General features: G+C 70.3%; 19 protein-coding genes and 5 pseudogenes. 21 read left to right on the top strand and 3 right to left on the bottom strand.

The genetic code is table 11. The annotated features are described in order from the left end of the window. The first annotated feature begins 10 nt into the window (after positions 1–10). The 8 genes and pseudogenes from HUX88_RS25865 to HUX88_RS33385 form a co-directional block, all read left to right on the top strand. On the top strand, positions 11–1,336 hold the full coding sequence (locus HUX88_RS25865; protein WP_176363625.1) for a hypothetical protein: 1,326 nt from the start codon (positions 11–13) through the stop codon (positions 1,334–1,336). Then, the gene (locus HUX88_RS25870; RefSeq protein WP_117014666.1) at positions 1,329–2,321 is read left to right on the top strand and encodes an acyltransferase; all 993 of its coding nucleotides are present in this window, start codon (positions 1,329–1,331) and stop codon (positions 2,319–2,321) included. The genes HUX88_RS25865 and HUX88_RS25870 overlap by 8 nt, the downstream gene beginning before the upstream one ends. Positions 2,322–2,575: 254 nt before the next feature. Continuing rightward, positions 2,576–4,018 carry a hypothetical protein gene (locus HUX88_RS25875; protein ID WP_147330498.1) on the top strand — a complete coding sequence of 481 codons (1,443 nt, stop codon included), beginning with the start codon at positions 2,576–2,578 and terminating at the stop codon, positions 4,016–4,018. A 221-nt stretch (positions 4,019–4,239) separates the two neighbouring features. Further along, complete coding sequence (locus HUX88_RS25880; protein ID WP_117014664.1) at positions 4,240–5,523, top strand: nucleotide sugar dehydrogenase; 1,284 nt, start codon at positions 4,240–4,242, stop codon at positions 5,521–5,523. A gap of 10 nt (positions 5,524–5,533) precedes the next feature. Then, positions 5,534–6,577 (top strand): NAD-dependent epimerase/dehydratase family protein, encoded by a 1,044-nt coding sequence (locus tag HUX88_RS25885; RefSeq protein WP_176363626.1) that lies wholly within the window; start codon positions 5,534–5,536, stop codon positions 6,575–6,577. Positions 6,578–6,679: 102 nt separating this feature from the next. After that, complete coding sequence (locus tag HUX88_RS25890) at positions 6,680–7,693, top strand: glycosyltransferase (protein WP_117014662.1); 1,014 nt, start codon at positions 6,680–6,682, stop codon at positions 7,691–7,693. A 206-nt stretch (positions 7,694–7,899) separates the two neighbouring features. Continuing rightward, a pseudogene (locus HUX88_RS33380) lies at positions 7,900–8,760 on the top strand (zinc-binding alcohol dehydrogenase); the annotation flags it as partial. 193 nt (positions 8,761–8,953) lie between these two features. Next, a pseudogene (locus HUX88_RS33385) lies at positions 8,954–9,187 on the top strand (Gfo/Idh/MocA family oxidoreductase); the annotation flags it as partial. Positions 9,188–9,559: 372 nt separating this feature from the next. Here HUX88_RS33385 and HUX88_RS31920 read toward each other — a convergent pair. Next, the gene (locus HUX88_RS31920; protein WP_217916456.1) at positions 9,560–9,724 is read right to left on the bottom strand and encodes a hypothetical protein; all 165 of its coding nucleotides are present in this window, start codon (positions 9,722–9,724) and stop codon (positions 9,560–9,562) included. Positions 9,725–9,733: 9 nt separating this feature from the next. Between HUX88_RS31920 and HUX88_RS31925 the strand changes: the two genes are divergently transcribed. Then, a complete protein-coding gene (locus tag HUX88_RS31925) occupies positions 9,734–9,877 on the top strand; it encodes a hypothetical protein (protein ID WP_217916460.1) in 144 nt (47 codons plus the stop codon). A 32-nt stretch (positions 9,878–9,909) separates the two neighbouring features. Here HUX88_RS31925 and HUX88_RS25900 read toward each other — a convergent pair whose 3' ends face one another. Then, positions 9,910–10,173 (bottom strand): hypothetical protein, encoded by a 264-nt coding sequence (locus tag HUX88_RS25900; protein WP_176363627.1) that lies wholly within the window; start codon positions 10,171–10,173, stop codon positions 9,910–9,912. Here HUX88_RS25900 and HUX88_RS25905 point away from each other — a divergent pair. From HUX88_RS25905 to HUX88_RS33400, 10 genes and pseudogenes are all read left to right on the top strand, one after another. Continuing rightward, complete coding sequence (locus tag HUX88_RS25905; protein WP_176363628.1) at positions 10,172–10,495, top strand: glycosyltransferase family 4 protein; 324 nt, start codon at positions 10,172–10,174, stop codon at positions 10,493–10,495. The genes HUX88_RS25900 and HUX88_RS25905 overlap by 2 nt on opposite strands. A 2-nt stretch (positions 10,496–10,497) precedes the next feature. After that, positions 10,498–11,130, top strand: coding sequence for a glycosyltransferase (locus HUX88_RS25910; RefSeq protein ID WP_373886845.1), 633 nt, complete (start codon positions 10,498–10,500; stop codon positions 11,128–11,130). A 33-nt stretch (positions 11,131–11,163) separates the two neighbouring features. Beyond that, the gene (locus tag HUX88_RS25915) at positions 11,164–12,597 is read left to right on the top strand and encodes a phenylacetate--CoA ligase family protein (RefSeq protein WP_117014659.1); all 1,434 of its coding nucleotides are present in this window, start codon (positions 11,164–11,166) and stop codon (positions 12,595–12,597) included. Between the two features lie 9 nt (positions 12,598–12,606). Continuing rightward, a complete protein-coding gene (locus HUX88_RS31930) occupies positions 12,607–12,822 on the top strand; it encodes a hypothetical protein (RefSeq protein ID WP_217916457.1) in 216 nt (71 codons plus the stop codon). Further along, positions 12,823–13,008, top strand: a pseudogene (locus HUX88_RS33390) (glycosyltransferase family 1 protein); the annotation flags it as partial. After that, on the top strand, positions 12,993–13,580 hold the full coding sequence (locus HUX88_RS31935; RefSeq protein ID WP_176363631.1) for a glycosyltransferase: 588 nt from the start codon (positions 12,993–12,995) through the stop codon (positions 13,578–13,580). The pseudogene HUX88_RS33390 and the gene HUX88_RS31935, both read left to right, overlap by 16 nt. Further along, entirely contained in the window at positions 13,577–13,705 is a 129-nt protein-coding gene (locus HUX88_RS33035; RefSeq protein ID WP_301549494.1) for a hypothetical protein, read from the top strand. Before HUX88_RS31935 ends, HUX88_RS33035 begins: the two co-directional genes overlap by 4 nt. Continuing rightward, positions 13,686–13,841 carry a hypothetical protein gene (locus HUX88_RS25935; RefSeq protein WP_176363632.1) on the top strand — a complete coding sequence of 52 codons (156 nt, stop codon included), beginning with the start codon at positions 13,686–13,688 and terminating at the stop codon, positions 13,839–13,841. Before HUX88_RS33035 ends, HUX88_RS25935 begins: the two co-directional genes overlap by 20 nt. A 113-nt stretch (positions 13,842–13,954) precedes the next feature. Then, positions 13,955–14,245: pseudogene (locus tag HUX88_RS33395) on the top strand (heparinase II/III family protein); the annotation flags it as partial. Positions 14,246–14,363: 118 nt separating this feature from the next. Then, positions 14,364–14,531, top strand: a pseudogene (locus HUX88_RS33400) (hypothetical protein); the annotation flags it as partial. Positions 14,532–14,639: 108 nt separating this feature from the next. Here the strand turns inward: HUX88_RS33400 and HUX88_RS25945 are convergent. Next, complete coding sequence (locus HUX88_RS25945; RefSeq protein ID WP_176363634.1) at positions 14,640–14,900, bottom strand: hypothetical protein; 261 nt, start codon at positions 14,898–14,900, stop codon at positions 14,640–14,642. Between HUX88_RS25945 and HUX88_RS25950 the strand changes: the two genes are divergently transcribed. Beyond that, entirely contained in the window at positions 14,791–15,687 is an 897-nt protein-coding gene (locus HUX88_RS25950; protein ID WP_229219556.1) for a heparinase II/III-family protein, read from the top strand. The genes HUX88_RS25945 and HUX88_RS25950 overlap by 110 nt on opposite strands. A gap of 32 nt (positions 15,688–15,719) precedes the next feature. After that, a complete protein-coding gene (locus HUX88_RS25955; RefSeq protein ID WP_176363636.1) occupies positions 15,720–16,745 on the top strand; it encodes a DUF354 domain-containing protein in 1,026 nt (341 codons plus the stop codon). Positions 16,746–16,768: the final 23 nt, after the last annotated feature.

Raw genomic sequence — 16,768 nt, forward strand, 5'->3', positions numbered from 1 at the left:
CGCCGGGCGCGTGCCGGCACAGGCGGCGCTGCGCGCGCTGGGGGCTGGACCTGCTGCTGCAGCTGGGCGGGGCGCCGGACGGCGCGCCGCGCTGGCGCGGCCGCGCGCGGCTGGGGAGCGCTGGTGCTGGGCGACGCCGGCGGCGCCGCCGTGCCCGCTGGCGCTGAGCGGCTTCTGGGCCGCCTACCGGCGCCGCCAGGACCGGCTGCGCGCGCGCCAGCCGGCGCCCGACGGCCACGCGCCGGCGCTGCTGGCGCGCGGCTACTACGCGACCCGCGCGCGCTACCTGCTCAACCAGGCCGAGCTGCGCTACAAGAGCGTCCCCCACCTGCAGCGCCTGCTGCTCGAGGTGGCCGAGGCCGACCGCCTGCCGGCCGCGCTGGCGGCGGACGACGACGGCGCCGACCGCGCCGCGGTGCCGCTGGCGGCGCTGCTGCGCTATGCGCTGCGGCTGGCCGGGCTCAAGCTGCACGACAAGCTGTACAAGCAGTATCTGCGCCGCACCGAGGTGTGGGGCATCTCCTTCCTGCACGCGGGCTGGCGCGGCGCCGACCTGGCCCGGCGCATCACGCCGCCGGTGCCGCCCGGCCATTTCTGGGCCGATCCCTTCCTGTGGCGGCGGGACGGGCGGACCTATTGCTTCCTGGAAGACTACGACTACCAGCGGGCGCTCGGCCATATCGCGGTGCTGGAACTGCACCAGGACCGCGCGACCGAGCTCGGCGCATGCCTGGTCGAACCCTTCCACCTGTCCTTCCCCTACCTGTTCGAGTACCAGGGGCAGCTGTACATGTGCCCGGAGAGCTCGCAGTCGGGCCAGATCCGGGTCTACCGCAGCAGCGCCTTCCCGCTCGGCTGGGAGCTGGCGGCGGTGCTGATGGAGGGCGTGTCGGCGGCCGACACCATGTTGTTCGAACAGGACGGGCGCTGGTGGATGCTGACCAATCTCGACCTGTCCCACGGCGGCGACCATTGCTCCGAGCTGCAGCTGTTCTGGGCGCCGACCCCGCTGGGCGGCGACTGGACGCCGCACCCGTGCAATCCGATCGCGGTCGACCCGGTCGGCGCCCGCAACGGCGGCCTGCTGCGCGAGCAGGGCCGGCTCTACCGGGTGGGCCAGCGCCAGGGCTATTGCAACTACGGCGAGGGCCTGATCGTGCACGAGGTGCTGCGCCTGAGCCCGACCGAGTACGCCGAGCGCGAAGTGAGCCGCATCGATCCGGACTTCGCGCCCGGCATCTCCGGCACCCATCATTTAAGCAGCCTCGGCGGAATCACCGTGCTGGACCACAAGTCCTGGCGCCGTGCCGGCCAGGCGGGAGACCAGCATGAGTAATACGCGTTTGCAAGAACTTGACCTGGCCAAGGGACTGGCCATCCTGCTGGTGGTGTGGGGGCATGTGGTGGCGGGCGCCCATCCGCGCGGCGACCAGTGGTATCTGTGGAGCCAGCAGGCGGTCTATCTGTTCCACATGCCCTTCTTCATGTTCCTCAGCGGCACGGTGGCCGGCTACGGCTACCGGCCGGTGGCGGGGCTGGCGCCCTGGCTGGCCTTTGTGCGCGGCAAGATGGCGCGGCTGATGCCGGCCTATCTGCTGATCGGGGTGCTGATCGTGGCGGGCAAGCTGCTGGCCTCGCGCGTGGTCTACGTCGACAATATTCCCAGCTCGCTGTGGGGCGGCATCGGCGACGTGCTGTGGCAGCCCGACCGCAGCAGCTCGAAATCGCTGTGGTTCATCTACGTGCTGTTCCTGTTCTATGTGGCGCTGCATCCGCTGCTGGCCTTGCTGGGGCAGCGGGCCGCGGCGCTGATCGCGCTCGGGCTGCTGCTGCACTGGGTGCCGGGGCCGGAATGGCTGATGCTCAACCGCTTTTGCCAGTTCTTCGTGTTCTTCGCGCTCGGCTTCGGCGCCGGCCGCCACTACGAGGCGGTGATGGCGCGCATCGACCGCCACGGCCGGCTGGCGCTGCTGTTGTTCGGCGCCGCCTTGAGCGCCGTCATGGTCTGGCAGCCGGATGAGGGAAAGTTGATCGTTGGCATGTTCTCGATCCCGGCGCTGATGTATCTTGTACGTAATTGCCGACCGGGCCGCTGGACCGCGCCCCTGCTGACGGCGGGTCGCTACTCTTTTGTGATCTACTTACTGAATACAATATGTATTGGCGTTGCGAAAGCAATCGGATTTAAAATAGGGTCGTGGGATGGGGCGCATTTCCTGTTGTTCGCGCCGGCGCTGTTCCTGGCGGGCGTGCTGGGGCCGATCTGGATCAAGCGCCACCTGCTGCGCCGGGTGCCGCCGCTGGACCGGATGACGCGCTAGCGACTACGCTGTTGGAAGTAACCTGTCGGCAACATTGTTTCCCTGTATATAAAGCGTCCTTTCGACGCAACGGATACAAATTATATTTCCATTGGTTAATTTTATTTGCTACGATGGGCGTCTGGTCTTGATGAATTGACTGATCGCGGCTGCCTTGAGTACGGTTGCTGAGGGGCGTGGATTGGTGATGTTGACTCCAAGACGTGATTGCAGCCTTACGCCGTGCTGTGCAGACTTGGAATGGGAGAAATGAAATGCTAGTAATTGACTCGATACGCGACGGCCGACGGCCGCTCCGGCGGCCAGTCCGCCCGCTGATGCTGGCCGCGCTGCTCGGCGGCGCGGTGTCGGCGAGCAGCGCCGCCACGGTGACCGTGGCCAGCGTCGATCGCCTGGAACAGGTGGCCACCGACGCCAGCACCGGTGCGCTCAGCACCATCCCCAACCTGTGGGGCGGCCACCAGCCGCGCATCACCCGCCACGCCGACGGCACGGTGCGCATCCTGTACATCACCGTCGACAGCACCGCCATGCTGACCTGGCACCTGATGCGCCGCACCCCGGCCGGCGTCTGGGGCCAGGAGGCGTCCGGCCCGTCGACCGACGACGTCGGCCTGCTGCGCGACCCGCGCGACGACCGCGCCTATGTGATGGCCTGGCCCGGCAGCGTGCCGACCGCCTACGCCGGCCCGACCTATAACTCGGCCAAGGTGCCGGGCAGCTGGCAGATCCTGCCCTCCAAGTACCGCCAGTATGGCAACGTCGGCATCGGTCCCGACGGCACCGTCTGCCTCAAGGCTTCGCGCGAAATCAACGTGCTGCCGGTGACCTCCCAGGACAAGACGGAATACGCGTGCGGCAAGTACGACGCCGCCACCAAGCTGTGGACCTGGCGCGCCCAGGTGTCGTCCTACATCGGCCTGCGCCACACCTACGACTACCTGTTCCCCAATCCGCGCGGCCTCGACCAGGGCCTGTACGGCACCGCCCAGCGCGACCTGCACAAGTCGGCCTCCAACGTGCCGCTGCTCGACCCGGCGCGTCCGCCCTATGTGTACGACGGCGCCCGCACCTATTCCGGCAAGTTCGGCGTGCTGCCGACCAGCCCGGACACGTTCGCGCAGTTCGACCATATCCAGCCGATCCCGGCGCCGGTCGGCGCCACCGCGGCGCCGATGGCCAAGCTGACCGACGCCTACATGGACTCGAAGAACCGCATCTTCTCCAGCCACCACAAGGAAGATCCGCTCGACAGCACGGTCTACGGCACCTACCTGACCGTCAGTTCGCCCTCCGGCCAGGTGCTGTACTCGGCCAAGTGGGCCGGCCTCGAGATCTATGGCGCGACCCGCATCTTCGAGGACGCCAAGGGCCGGCTGTGGCTGTTGTGGAGCAACCGCGGCAGCCGCACCTCGGAAATCCGCGTCTACCCGATCATCGAGACCACCAGCCCGACGCTCAAGTTCACGCTGGGCCCGTACTTCGACCTGAGCAAGCAGCTCGGCACCTACGCGCTGGACGGCACCATCTTCATCGCCGCGCCGCGCGGCGGCAACGCCCCCAGCCTGTATGTGGACGCCATCATGAACGCCTGCACCGCACAGTACGTGCCGCCGAATGTGATCGGCAGTTGCTATAATGCCGACGGCAGTGGCTTGCAACGCGTCGTCTACCTGCGGATACGCCTGCCCGACTAACCCCGGCGCAGCACCCTCCGCGGACACCCCGCGCGGCACTTCGGTGCGGCGCGGGGTGTTTTTTCGTGGGGAGTGGCTATTTTCCTGCATGCCGTATTGTCCCTGCCCTGAGACGTAGTTATAATTGCAACGCGTGACGGCGGGCGTAGCGGCTGTCACATTTCCCCTCCCCATATCAACGTGTCTTCGTGGCACCGGAAGCAATAAGGACGTTCTACACCATGCATAATCGGAAAATATCAGTGGTCGGGCTGGGCTATGTCGGGTTGCCGGTCGCGGTGGCCTTCGGCAAGGTGGCTGAAACCATCGGTTTCGACATCAACCAGGCGCGCCTGGCCGAATTGCGCAACGGGCAAGACCGGACCAATGAGGTCGACCGCGAGGAACTGGCGCGCGCCCGCGTGGTCTACACCGCCGATTGTGCCGTGCTGGCCCAGGCCGATTTCCACATCGTCGCCGTGCCGACCCCGGTCGACGACGCCCACCAGCCGGACCTGACGCCGGTCGAGCGCGCCTCGGAAACGGTGGGCAAGGCGCTCAAGCGGGGCGACATCGTGGTCTACGAGTCGACCGTCTACCCGGGCGTGACCGAGGACATCTGCGTGCCCATCCTGGAGCGCGTGTCGGGCCTGCGCTGCGGCGCCGACTTCACCGTCGGCTACAGCCCGGAGCGCATCAACCCGGGCGACAAGGAGCACACCTTCACCAAGATCATGAAAGTGGTGTCGGGCCAGGACGCCGCCACGCTGGACGTGGTGGCCGCCGTGTACGGCTCGGTGGTGACGGCCGGCGTGCACCGCGCCGCCAGCATCAAGGTGGCCGAGGCCGCCAAGGTGATCGAGAACACCCAGCGCGACCTGAACATCGCGCTGATGAACGAACTGTCGCTGATCTTCGACCGCATGGGCATCGACACCAACGACGTGCTGGCGGCCGCCGGCACCAAGTGGAACTTCCTCAAGTTCAAGCCGGGCCTGGTGGGCGGCCACTGCATCGGCGTCGACCCCTACTACCTGACCCACAAGGCTGAAAAGCTGGGCTACCACTCGCAGGTGATCCTGGCCGGGCGCCGCATCAACGACGGCATGGGCGCCTATGTGGCCCAGCAAACCATCAAGCAGCTGATCCTGGCCGGCCACGACGTCGGCCGCTGCACCGTCACCGTGCTGGGCCTGACCTTCAAGGAAAACTGCCCGGACCTGCGCAACTCCAAGGTGGTCGACGTGGTGCGCGAACTGCAGTCGTTCGGCGTCACGGTGCAGGTCACCGACGCCGAGGCCGACAACGCCGAGGCCGAGCACGAGTACGGCATCACGCTGACGCCGGTGGCGCAGCTGGCGCCGGCGCAGGCGCTGGTGGTGGCGGTGGCCCATGCCGAGTACGCCGCGTGGGACGTGGCGGCCTTCCAGCGCCTGCTCGGCGAGCGCCCGGTGGTGGTGGACGTCAAGGGCCTGTGCCCGCAGGCGCCGTTCGCGGCCGCCGGCATCGCCCTGTGGCGCTTGTAAGGGCGGGACGATGACGATTTACGCACAGGCGCAGGCGCGGTTGCGCGCCGCGCCCAAAACCTGGCTGGTCACCGGCGTGGCCGGCTTCATCGGCTCCAATCTGCTGGAGGCGCTGTTGCGGCTGGACCAGCGGGTGGTCGGGCTGGACAACTTCGCCACCGGCCACCGGCACAACCTGGAGCAGGTGCGCGCGCTGGTCACGCCCCAGCAATGGGACCGCTTCCGCTTCATCGACGGCGACATCTGCGACGGCGCCGCCTGCGCCGCCGCCGTGGCCGGGGTCGACTACGTGCTGCACCAGGCCGCGCTGGGCAGCGTGCCGCGCTCGCTGGAAAACCCGGTGCACACCAACAGCACCAACATCGGCGGCTTCCTCAACATGCTGGTGGCCAGCCGCGACGCCGGCGTGGCGCGCTTCGTCTACGCGGCGTCGAGCTCGACCTACGGCGACCATCCGGGCCTGCCCAAGGTCGAGGACCTGATCGGCAAGCCGCTGTCGCCCTACGCGGTGACCAAGTACGTCAACGAGCTGTACGCCGACGTGTTCGCGCGCTGCTACGGCCTGACGTCGATGGGCCTGCGCTATTTCAACGTGTTCGGCCCGCGCCAGGACCCGGACGGCGCCTACGCCGCGGTGATCCCGAAGTGGTATGGCGCGCTGCTGCGCGGCGAGACCATCCAGATCAACGGCGACGGCGAGACCAGCCGCGATTTCTGCTTCATCGCCAACGTGGTGCAGGCCAACATCCTGGCCGCCGTCAGCACCGACGAGGCCGCGCTCAACCAGGTGTACAACATCGCGCTGGGCGACCGCACCACCCTCAACGAGCTGTTCCACCTGATCCGCGACCGGGTCGCCGCCCGCCATCCGGCGGTGGCGGCCGCGCAGGCCGAGTACCGGCCGTTCCGCGCCGGCGACGTGCGCCATTCGCAGGCCGACACCGGCAAGATCGTCCGCCTGCTGGGCTACCAGCCCAGCCACCGGGTGGCGCAGGGCCTGGACGAGGCGACCGCCTACTACCTGGCCGCGATCGGGGCCGCGGGCGGCGCCTGAGCCGGCCGCCGGCGCCCGCGGTCAACCGTGTTGCGCCGGCCGTTTTTTGAATGCTATGCTGCGCGGGCTGTCGCGCCGGTCATATGAAGAGGTTGCCAGGCTGTGAAGCGAGAACATTGTCATTTGTTGCTGTGCGGCCCCTTCCCCGAGCCGGTGGGCGGGGTCAGCATCCATCTGCGGCGCCTGCTGGCGGCGCTGGCGGCGCAACCGCGCTACACGGTGCGCTGCGTCGACGAGGCGGGGCGGCGCAAGCCGGGCCTGTTCAACCTGCGCTCGCTCAACGCCTGGGCCTACCTGCGCCTGCTGTGGTGGGCCGACCTGGTGCATGTGCACAGCTCGGTGACGCTGTTCCGCCTGCTCCATGTGCTGTGCGCGCGCCTGCTGGGCAAGCCGGTGATCGTCACGCTGCATTCGCACCGCCCGCGGCACCGCCTGGAGCACGGCTTGACGCGGCTGTGCTGCGCGCTGGCGCAGGCGGTGGTGGCGGTCAACGGCGTGATCCGCGACGCCGTCTGTCCGGCCGCGCTGGTGATCCCGGCCTATATCGCCCCCGGCGCCGACGAGGAGTGGGTGCCGGCCGCGCTGCAGGACTGGATCGACCGCCAGCGCGGCCAGGGCCGGCTGCTGCTGGTGTCGAACGCCTACAAGCTGGCGCGCTTCGACGGCGCCGACCTGTACGGCCTGGACACGCTGCTCGAGGTGTTCGAGCGCGCGCCGGTGCGCCGGCGCTACGCGCTGCTGTTCGTGGTGGCCAGCGTGGACGGCTGCGAGGCGGCCTACGCCGGCTACCAGCGCCGCATCGTCGAGCGCGGCCTGCAGGAGCAGGTGCTGCTGGTGCACCAGCCGATGCCGTTCGCCGGCCTGCTCAAGCGCTGCGACGTGTCGGTGCGCGCCACCAACACCGACGGCGACGCGCTGTCCGTGCGGGAATCGCTGTCCTACGGCAAGCGCACGCTGGCGTCGGACTGCGTGGCGCGCCCGGCCGGCGCCGAATTGTTCGCCACCCGGGACGCCGACGCGCTGGCCGCGCTGCTGCAGGCGCCCGCGCGCCACGGCGCCGCCGACGTCGACTCGTTCGACCTATCCCTTGTCAATTTATATGGAACCCTTTCGTGAAGCAAATCACTCAAACCCTCAAGACCGGCATCGTTGAAATCAATGACGTGCCGATCCCCACGCTGACCGACAAGTTCGTCCTGGTGCGCAACGCCGCCTCGGTGATCAGCGCCGGCACCGAGAAGACCAAGATCGACATGGGCAAGAAGAGCCTGCTGCAAAAAGCCATGGCCCGTCCCGACCTGGTGCGCCAGGTGCTCAAGAAGATGCAGAACGAGGGCCTGGGCAAGACGCTGCAGACGGTGACCTCGCGCCTGAACTCGCCGTCGCCGCTGGGCTACAGCTGCGCCGGCACGGTGGTGGCGGCCGGCGGCCTGGTCGACGGCATCCAGCCGGGCGACCGCGTCGCCTGCGGCGGCGTCAACTACGCCAACCACGCCGAGTTCGTCGCCGTGCCCAAGAACCTGCTGGTCAAGGTGCCGGCCAACGTCAGCGACGAGGAGGCGGCGTTCGCCACGGTGGGCTCGATTTCGCTGCAGGGCGTGCGCCTGGCCGCGCCGCAGCTGGGGGAAACCTTCCTGGTGCTGGGTCTGGGCCTGCTGGGCCAGATCGCCGTGCAGCTGCTGCGCGCCAACGGCTGCACCGTGATCGCCAACGACCTCGACCCGGCCCAGGTGGCGCGCGCCGAAGGCTTCGGCGCGATCGGCGCCGGCCCCGGCGTCGACCTGGCCAACCTGTGCGCGCAGCTGACCGGCGGCCACGGCGTGGACGGCGTGCTGGTGTGCGCCGGCACCGCCAGCAACCAGCCGATCGAACTGTGCGGCGCGGTGACGCGCGAAAAAGGCCGGGTGGTGGTGGTCGGCGCGGTGCGGATGGACATCCCGCGCGAGGATTATTTCAAGAAGGAAATCAGCGTGGTGATCTCCCGCTCCTACGGCCCGGGCCGCTACGACCCGTTCTACGAGGAGAACGGCAACGACTACCCGCTGCCCTATGTGCGCTTCACCGAGCAGCGCAACATGGCCACCTTCCTCGACCTGGTGTCCCAGGGCAAGGTCGACGTGCGGTCGCTGATCAGCCACCGCTATCCGGTCGACCGGGCGGCCGACGCCTACCACCTGATCGAGGGCGCCAAGACCGAGCCCTACCTGGGCATCGTGATCCAGTACGCGGCCGCCGCCGGCCAGGCGCCGGCCGCGGGGCGCCAACCCCCCCCCCCCCCCCCCGGCGCACTTGCCGGTCACGCGCGCCAAGATCGGCCTGTCGTTCTTCGGCGCCGGCAACTACGCCACCGCCAGCCTGCTGCCGCTGCTCAAGCACATGGACCAGGTCGAGTTCCGCGGCCTGGTCACGGCCAGCGGCCGCACCGCCCAGGGGGTGGCGCGCCAGTTCGGCTTCGCCTTCTGCGCCGGCGCGTTCGACGAGCTGCACGCGGCCGACACCGACGCGGTGCTGATCACCACCCGCCACGACACCCACGCCGGCGCCACCGTCGCCTCGCTGCGGGCCGGCAAGCACGTGTACGTGGAAAAACCGCTGGCGCTGACGGTGGCCGAGCTGGCCACGGTGCGGCAGGCGCTGGCGGCCGGCGCCAGCCAGCTGATGGTGGGCTTCAACCGCCGCTTCGCGCCGTCCACGCAGGACGTGCGCCAGCACTTCGCCGCGGTCCAGAGCCCGCTGGTGGTGTGCATCCGCGTCAACGCCGGCGCCATCCCGGCCGACCACTGGATCCAGGATCCCCTGCTGGGCGGCGGCCGCGTGATCGGCGAGGCCTGCCACTTCGTCGACCTGGCGTCGGCGCTGGTGGGGCGCCGACCCGCTGCGCGTGAGCACGGTCGGCAGCGCCAAGCGCCAGGTGTCGGCCATGCTCAACGACAACGTCATCATCACGCTGAGCTACCCGAACGGCTCGATCGCCACCATCGTCTACACCGCCGACGGCGCCAAGGCCATGCACAAGGAGCGGGTCGAGGTGTTCGGCGGCGGCCGCAGCGCGGTCATCGACGACTTCCGCGAAACCACCCTGTACGTCGGCGACAACAAGGTCCAGGTCAACAAGCTGTCGACCCAGGACAAGGGCCAGAAGGCCATGCTGGCGCAGTGGTGGCCAGGCTGGCGCTCAACTGCCTGCGTACGTGCCGGCCGCGCACGCTGCTGGCCAGCAACCTGGCGACCATCCTGGCGGTCGAGTCGCTGGCGCTGGGCACCGCGCTCGAACTCGACGCCGCGCTGTCGGCGGCGTGAGCGGGGCCGCCCGATTGCTGGCGGTCTGTTGTTTAAATACTATATAATGTTGCTTTATCGCGGGCCGCGGGCACACCGCCGGCGGCGCCGCGATGTGACGCGCTTGCGCACTCTGGAACCAGGAAATGACGTCTCAGCTTATGATGGTATTGCCCAGTTTGCTCAGGGCGGGTGCGGAAAACCAGGTGGTCGATCTGGCCAACCGCATCGATCCGGCGCGCTTCGGCGTGCATCTGTTCACCTTCGAACCCCAGCTCGACCAGCTGGCGCGCCTCGACGCGCGCCGGGTGCGCCATGTGCACGGGCTGCGCGCGGGCCGCTTCGACCTGGGGCCGGCGCGCGCTGGCGCGCGAGATCGACGCCGCCGGCATCGACGTGGTCCATTGCACGCTGCAGATCGCGCTGCTGGTGGGCTGGCTGGGCGTGCGGCTGTCGCGCCGGCGGCCGCCGCTGGTGGTGGCGGTGCACACCACCATCAACCGCCACGCCAAGGCCGAATGGCTGGACCGGCTGCTGTACCAGTGGCTGATGCGCCGGTGCGCGCGCATCGTGTTTGTCTGCGACGCCCAGCGCGCCCACTGGGAGGCCAAGTACCCCTTCATGGCCGCGCGCTGTTGACGGTGCACAACGGCTTTGCATCGACGTCGGCCGCTGACCCAGCGGCGGCGCGGCGCGGCGCCGAGCTGCAGCGCGCAGGGCATCGCCCGGCGACGCGCTGGTGGTGGCCCACGTGGCGGCGTTCCCGGCCGGAGAAGGCGCGCACGGGCTGGGTGCTGGCCGCGCTGGCGGTGGCCGTGCGTACGCTGCCGCGGCTGGTGGTGCTGTTTGCCGGCGACGGGCCCCTGCGCGCCGGCATCACCGAGCAGGCGCGCCAGCTCGGCCTGGCCGCGCATGTGCGCTTCCTGGGCAACCTGCCGGACGTGCGGCCGGTGCTGGGGGCGGCCGACTTCTCCGTGCTGCCGTCGGTGGCCGAGACGTTTTCGCTGGCCATGCTCGAATCGCTGGCGCTGGAGGTGCCGATGATCGCCTCCGACCGCGGCGGCGCGCGCGAGGCCGTGCTGGACGGCGAGACCGGCCTGATCGTGCCGCCCGGCGACAGCGGCGCGCTGGCCGCGGCCATGCTGGCGCTGGGCGCGGACGGCGCGCTGCGGCGCCGCATGGGCGAGCGCGGCCGCGCGCTGGTGCTGGCGCGCTACTCCGTCGACACCATGGTGGCCAAGACCGAGGCTGCGATCGCAGCCAGCCTGGCGTGAGCCGGCCGACGCCGGACCTATTGAGGGGCATGCATGCCGATTGAAGATTTCCTCCACCCGCTGCTGGCGGCGTACATCAACTCGCCGCAATGGCTTAAGGCCACGGTCGGCCGCCTGTACGCGGTGCTGCCGGCCTCGCTGCGCCACGGCGCCAGCTACGGCCACTATCTGGCCGAGGCGGGCATCAGCGACGGCGCCGCGCTGCGGGCGCTCAGCCGCGCCAAGCTGGCCAAGGCGCTGCGCTGGGCGATCGAGACGGTGCCGGCCTACGCCGGCTACCGCCATCTGCTGGCCGGGCTGGACGACCCCGAGGCGGTGCTGCGCCAGTTGCCGCTGACCGGCAAGGAGGACATCAAGCGCCAGCCGGACGCCTACCTGTCGACCGCGTTGCCGGCCAGTAAGCGTTTTCCCACCTTCACCGGCGGCTCGACCGCCACGCCGATGATGTTGTACCTGCACCGCGGCGTGTCGCGCGCCAAGGAGCACGCCTACGTCAAGAATTTCCACGCGCGCGTGGGCCTGCGCGACAGCGACGTCATCCTGGCCTTGCGCGGGCGCAACGTGCCGACCGCGCGCGACGGCGGCGCGCTGTGGATGTACGAGCCGATCAAGCGCCACCTGATCCTCAGCTCGGACCACCTGGTGCGCGACAACATGGCCGAGTACATCGAGGCCATGCGGATCTGGAAGCCGCGCTACATCAGCGCCTTCCCGTCGGCGGTGTACCCGCTGGCGCGCTGGCTCAAGGAACATCCCGACCCCGAGGTGCAGGGCCGCATCCAGGCCGTGATGCTGTTCTCGGAAAACGTCTACGACAACCAGAAGGCGCTGCTGCGCGAGGTGTTCGACTGCCCGGTGCTGCAGCACTACGGCCACACCGAGCGGGTGCTGATGGCCGCCTCGATGCCGGACGACGAGCGCTGCTTCTTCTGGCCGCAGTACGGCCACTTCGAGCTGGTCGACCAGCACGGCGTGCCGATCACCACGCCCGGCGTGCTCGGCGAGATCGTCGGCACCGGCTTCGACAACCAGGTCATGCCCTTCGTGCGCTACCGCACGGGCGACATGGCGGTGCTGTCGGCGCGCCCCCATCCGCTGCTGCCGGGCTTCCCGGCGGTCGAGCGCATCGAGGGCCGGCTGCAGGAATTCCTGGTCTGCAGCGACCACCGGCTGATCTCGATCTGCACCATGGGCGCGGCGCACTTCTCCGACATCGCCGACTTCGACCTGATCCAGTACGAGCAGCACCGGCCCGGCCACTTCGTGCTCAAGGTGGTCACCCCCAAGCACCTGGGCGACGAGGTGCGGGCCCGCATCGTCAAGGCGGTGGAGGACAAGACGCAGGGCGGCTGCAGCGCCGAGGTGCAGGAGGTGACGCAACTGGCGCGCACCAACCAGGGCAAGCAGCGCATGCTGATCCAGCACCTGGACATCAGCGACTACTTCGGCGCCTCGCGCGTCGAGTAGGGCGGCGCCATGCACGACGCGGCGCCGTGGCCGCCCGGCCGGGTCCTGATGTTCAGCACCGACGCCGGCGGCCGCGGCGGCGTGGCGGCGGCGGTGGCCGGGCTGGCCGCGCACGGCGTCGCGCGGCGCCACGGCGTGCTGCTGGTAGCTGTAGCCACCGCGACGGCGGCGCGCTGTTGCTTGCCGCCTTCGGCGGCGCTGGCCACGCTGCTGTGGCGCGGCTGAGTGGCGCGGCCGGCCATCGTCCACGCGCACAGCGCCTCGCGCGCCAGCTTCTCGCGCAAGTCGCTGCTGCTGGCGCTGGCGCGCCGGCTGGGCTGCCGCACCGTGCTGCACCTGCACGGCGGCGCCTTCGCCCAGTACGCCACGCGCGAGGCCGGGCCGCTGCTGCGCTGGTGGATCCGGCATCGCCTGGCGCAGGCCAGCGCGGTGCTGGTGCTGTCGGACAGCTGGGCACGGTTCGTGCGGGACCTGGCGCCGGCCGGCGGCCCGAGCGCCTGCTGTTCTCGGCCGCGCCGAGGCCGCCAAGGGCATCGACGAGCCGCTGGTGGCGCTGGCGGCGCTGGCGCCGGCGCGCGCTGCGGCTGCGGCTGCGGTGGGCGGCGACGGCGATTTCCGGCGCCGGCCTGCGCGCGCAGCGCTGGGCGGCCGACCGGCTCGAACTGCCCGGCTGGCTCGGGCGCGAACAGGTCGCCGCCGAGCTGGCGCAGGCGGCGCTGTTCGTGCTGCCGTCGCACCAGGGAGGGCTTGCCGATGGCGCTGCCGAGGCGATGGCCAGCGGCTGCGCGTGGTGCTGGCTAATGCCGGTGGGGCGGCATCCGCAGCTGGTCGAGTCCGGCCGCAACGGCGTGCTGGTGGCGCCGGGCGACGCCGCCGCGCTGGCCGCGGCGCTGGCGGCGCTGGCTGACGACGACGCGCTGCGCGCGCGGCTGGGCGCGGCGGCGCGCGGCACGATACAGGGTCGGCTATGGCAGCGGCCATGACCGATAAACTGGCGGGCGTGTATGCGCGGCTGGCGCCGATGGCGGCCGGCGCGCGCCACGCCGGCGGGCTGCCGTCCCCCCAGGACGGCGTACAAGAGGATCACGATGGCAGCAATTCCCACTAGCCGTCTGGGCTGGCTACTGCGCCGGCTCAGCCGCATTTCCCCGGCCGAGGTGCCGTACCGCGTGCACGGCGTGCTGCGCGCCGCCGCCCAGGGCCGCGGCTGGTTCGACGCGGCGCGGTGCCGCCGACGCCGCTGACGCCGGCTGGGGCCCGTCTCTGGCTGAGCGCCCTGGCCGACGCCGGCGGCCGCGCTGAGTGCTGGCCGCCGCCGACGCCCTGATCGCTTGGCGTGCCGGTGTTCGACACCGTGGTGCCGCTCGAGGACGGCGCCCCGGCCTGGAACCGCGACCCCCGGACCGGCACCGAGATCCCGCTCAGCTTTGGGCTGGACATCGATTTCCGCCACCTCGGCGACGGCCTCGACATCAAGTACCTGTGGGAGCTCAACCGCCATGTCTGGTGGGTGCCGCTGGCCCAGGCCTGGCAGGTCAGCGGCCAGGCGCGCTACCTGGCGCTGCTCGGCCGCCTGATCGACAGCTGGCTCGACGCCTGCCCCTACGCGCGCGGCGCCAACTGGTCGTCGCCGGTCGAGCACGGCATCCGCCTGATCAACTGGAGCATCGTCTGGCACCTGACCGGCGGCCGACGGGCTTCCGCTGTTCGCCGGCGCGGCCGGCGGCGCCCGGCGCGCGCGCTGGCTGGCCTGCATCTACCAGCACATCCGCTTCGCCAGCGACAATTATTCCTTCCATTCCTCGTCCGACAACCACCTGATCGGCGAGGCGGCCGGCGTGTATGTGGGCGCCGTCACCTGGGACCGCTGGACGCCGGTGCGCGCGCTGGGGCGGCGCGCCGCCGCCATCCTCGAGCAGGAGATCGTGCGCCAGTACGCGCCGGACGGCGTCAACCTCGAGCAGGCGCTGTGCTACCACAAGTTTTCGCTGGAATTCGCTGATAAAATGCGGCTGGCCGTGGCGCCGCCGCCGGCCAGCGCTTCAGCGCCGCTCGACCGCCGCATGCACGCCGCGCTGCTGTTCCTGGCCGCCATGCTGGACCGCTACGATTGGCGAGCTGATCGGCGACGCCGACGACGGCAAGGCGTTCCGGCTGGCCGGCGACGGCGCCGGCACGCCCTCTACGAGGCAGATGCTGGCGGCCGGCGCCCGGCTGTACAGGCGCCGCTGCTGCAGGCCAAGCTCGACGCGCTGCGCGCTGCCACGCCGGCGCGCAGCAGCCTGCGGGCGTCCGGCCTTCATCTCGGCCTACGGCAGCTATGGCTCGGCGGCCTGGCCGACCCTGTTTGCCGACGGCGGCTACCTGGTGGCCGACCACGGCCCGGCCGCCGACGCCGCGCTGCGCCTGATCATGGATGTCGGCCCGCTGGGCTACAACCGCATCGCCGGCCACGGCCACGCCGACGCGCTGGCGCTGCTGCTGGCGGCCGAGGGCGAGGACTTCCTGATCGATCCGGGCACGTACTGCTACAACGCGGCGCCGGCGCTGCGCCATTATTTCCGCGGCACGGCGGCCCACAACACGGTGCAGATCGACGCCGACGACCAGTCGGTCTACGGCGGCAGCTTCCTGTGGCTGCGCGACGTCGCCAGCCGGGTGCACCGCCACCAGGACGACGGCGCGCTGCTGCGGATCGAGGCCAGCCACGACGGCTACCTGCGCCTGGCCGACCCGCTGCGCCATGTGCGCGGCGTGACGCTGGACCGCGCCGCCGGCGTGCTGGCGGTGGAGGACCGCTTCGAGTGCGGCGCCGCCCACCAGGCGGCGCTGCACTGGCATTTCGCGCCGCACTGCCGGCTCGAGGCCGACGGCGCGGCCTGGCTGGCGCACGGCGCCGGCGCCACGCTGCGCATCGAGTTCGACGCCCCCGGCTGCGGCGTGACGCTGGTGTGCGGCCAGCAGCAGCCGCCGCTGGGCTGGTGCTCGCCGCGCTTTTATGAACGCCAGCCGTGCCCGGTGCTGCGGGTGGCCGGTCCGGTCGACGCCGGCAGCCGCCTGCGCAGCCGCTTCACCCTGCTGCCGCGCTGATGACCACGAACCCACAGAACACAAGGACAGGCATGCGCATCTGGTTTGAACTGACGAATTCGCCCCACATCAATATGTTCGCGGCCATGATCCGCGACCTGGAACGCGAGCACGAGGTGATCATCACCTGCCGCCCGCTGGCCAACACCATCGACCTGCTCGACCTGCACGGTTTCCGCTACACGGTGGTGGGCCAGCACTACGGCGGCAAGCTGTCGGCCAAGCTGTTCGGCTTCCCGGTGCGGGTGTGGCAGCTGTGCCGCTTCCTGGCCGGGCGCCGGGTCGACGTCGCCATCTCGCAAAGCTCGTTCCACTCGCCGGTGGTGGCGCGGCTGATGGGGATACGCTCGATCTACATGAACGACAACGAACACGCGATGGGCAACATCCCGGCCTTCCTGTGCGCCGACCGCATCATGGTGCCGGAATTCCTCAGCATGGAGAAACTGCGCAAGCAGTGGGCCAACCCGCGCAAGGTGCTGCCTTACCCGGGCGTCAAGGAGGGGCTGTACCTGTGGGAGCTGGACCAGCGCCTGGCGCAGGCGGCGCCGGCCGAACGGGCGACGCGCGCGCGCAAGACCGTGTATATTCGCCCCGAGCCGTGGACCGCCCAGTACTACAAGGGCAGCCGCAACTTCCTCGACGAGCTGGTGCTGGGCATGAAGGACCACGTCGACGTCGTGCTGCTGCCGCGCGGCAAAGAGCAGGGCGTGCACTACCAGCACGCCCGCTTCGCCGGCGTGCGGGTGGTGGCCACGGCGCTCGACATCGCCGACATCGCGCCCGACTGCGACCTGTTCATCGGCGCCGGCGGCACCATGACGCGCGAGATGGCGGTGCTGGGCGTGCCGACCATCTCGGTCTACCAGGACGCATTGCTGGACGTCGACCTGCATCTGCTGCAGCAGGGCGCCTTCCTGCACCTGCCGCAGCTGACCGCGGCGCAGGCGCTCGAGTGCCTGCGCCGCGCCGCCCAGCAGCCGCCCAACCGTGGCCTGCTGGACAAGGGCAAGGACGCCTACGCGCTGGTCAAGCGCACGCTGCTCAACCAACACTGAACACACCAATCACCTGTCAGAGG

The sequence above is a fragment of the Duganella sp. BJB1802 genome (genome assembly GCF_013369445.1).
Classification (GTDB): domain Bacteria; phylum Pseudomonadota; class Gammaproteobacteria; order Burkholderiales; family Burkholderiaceae_D; genus Rugamonas; species Rugamonas vulcania_A.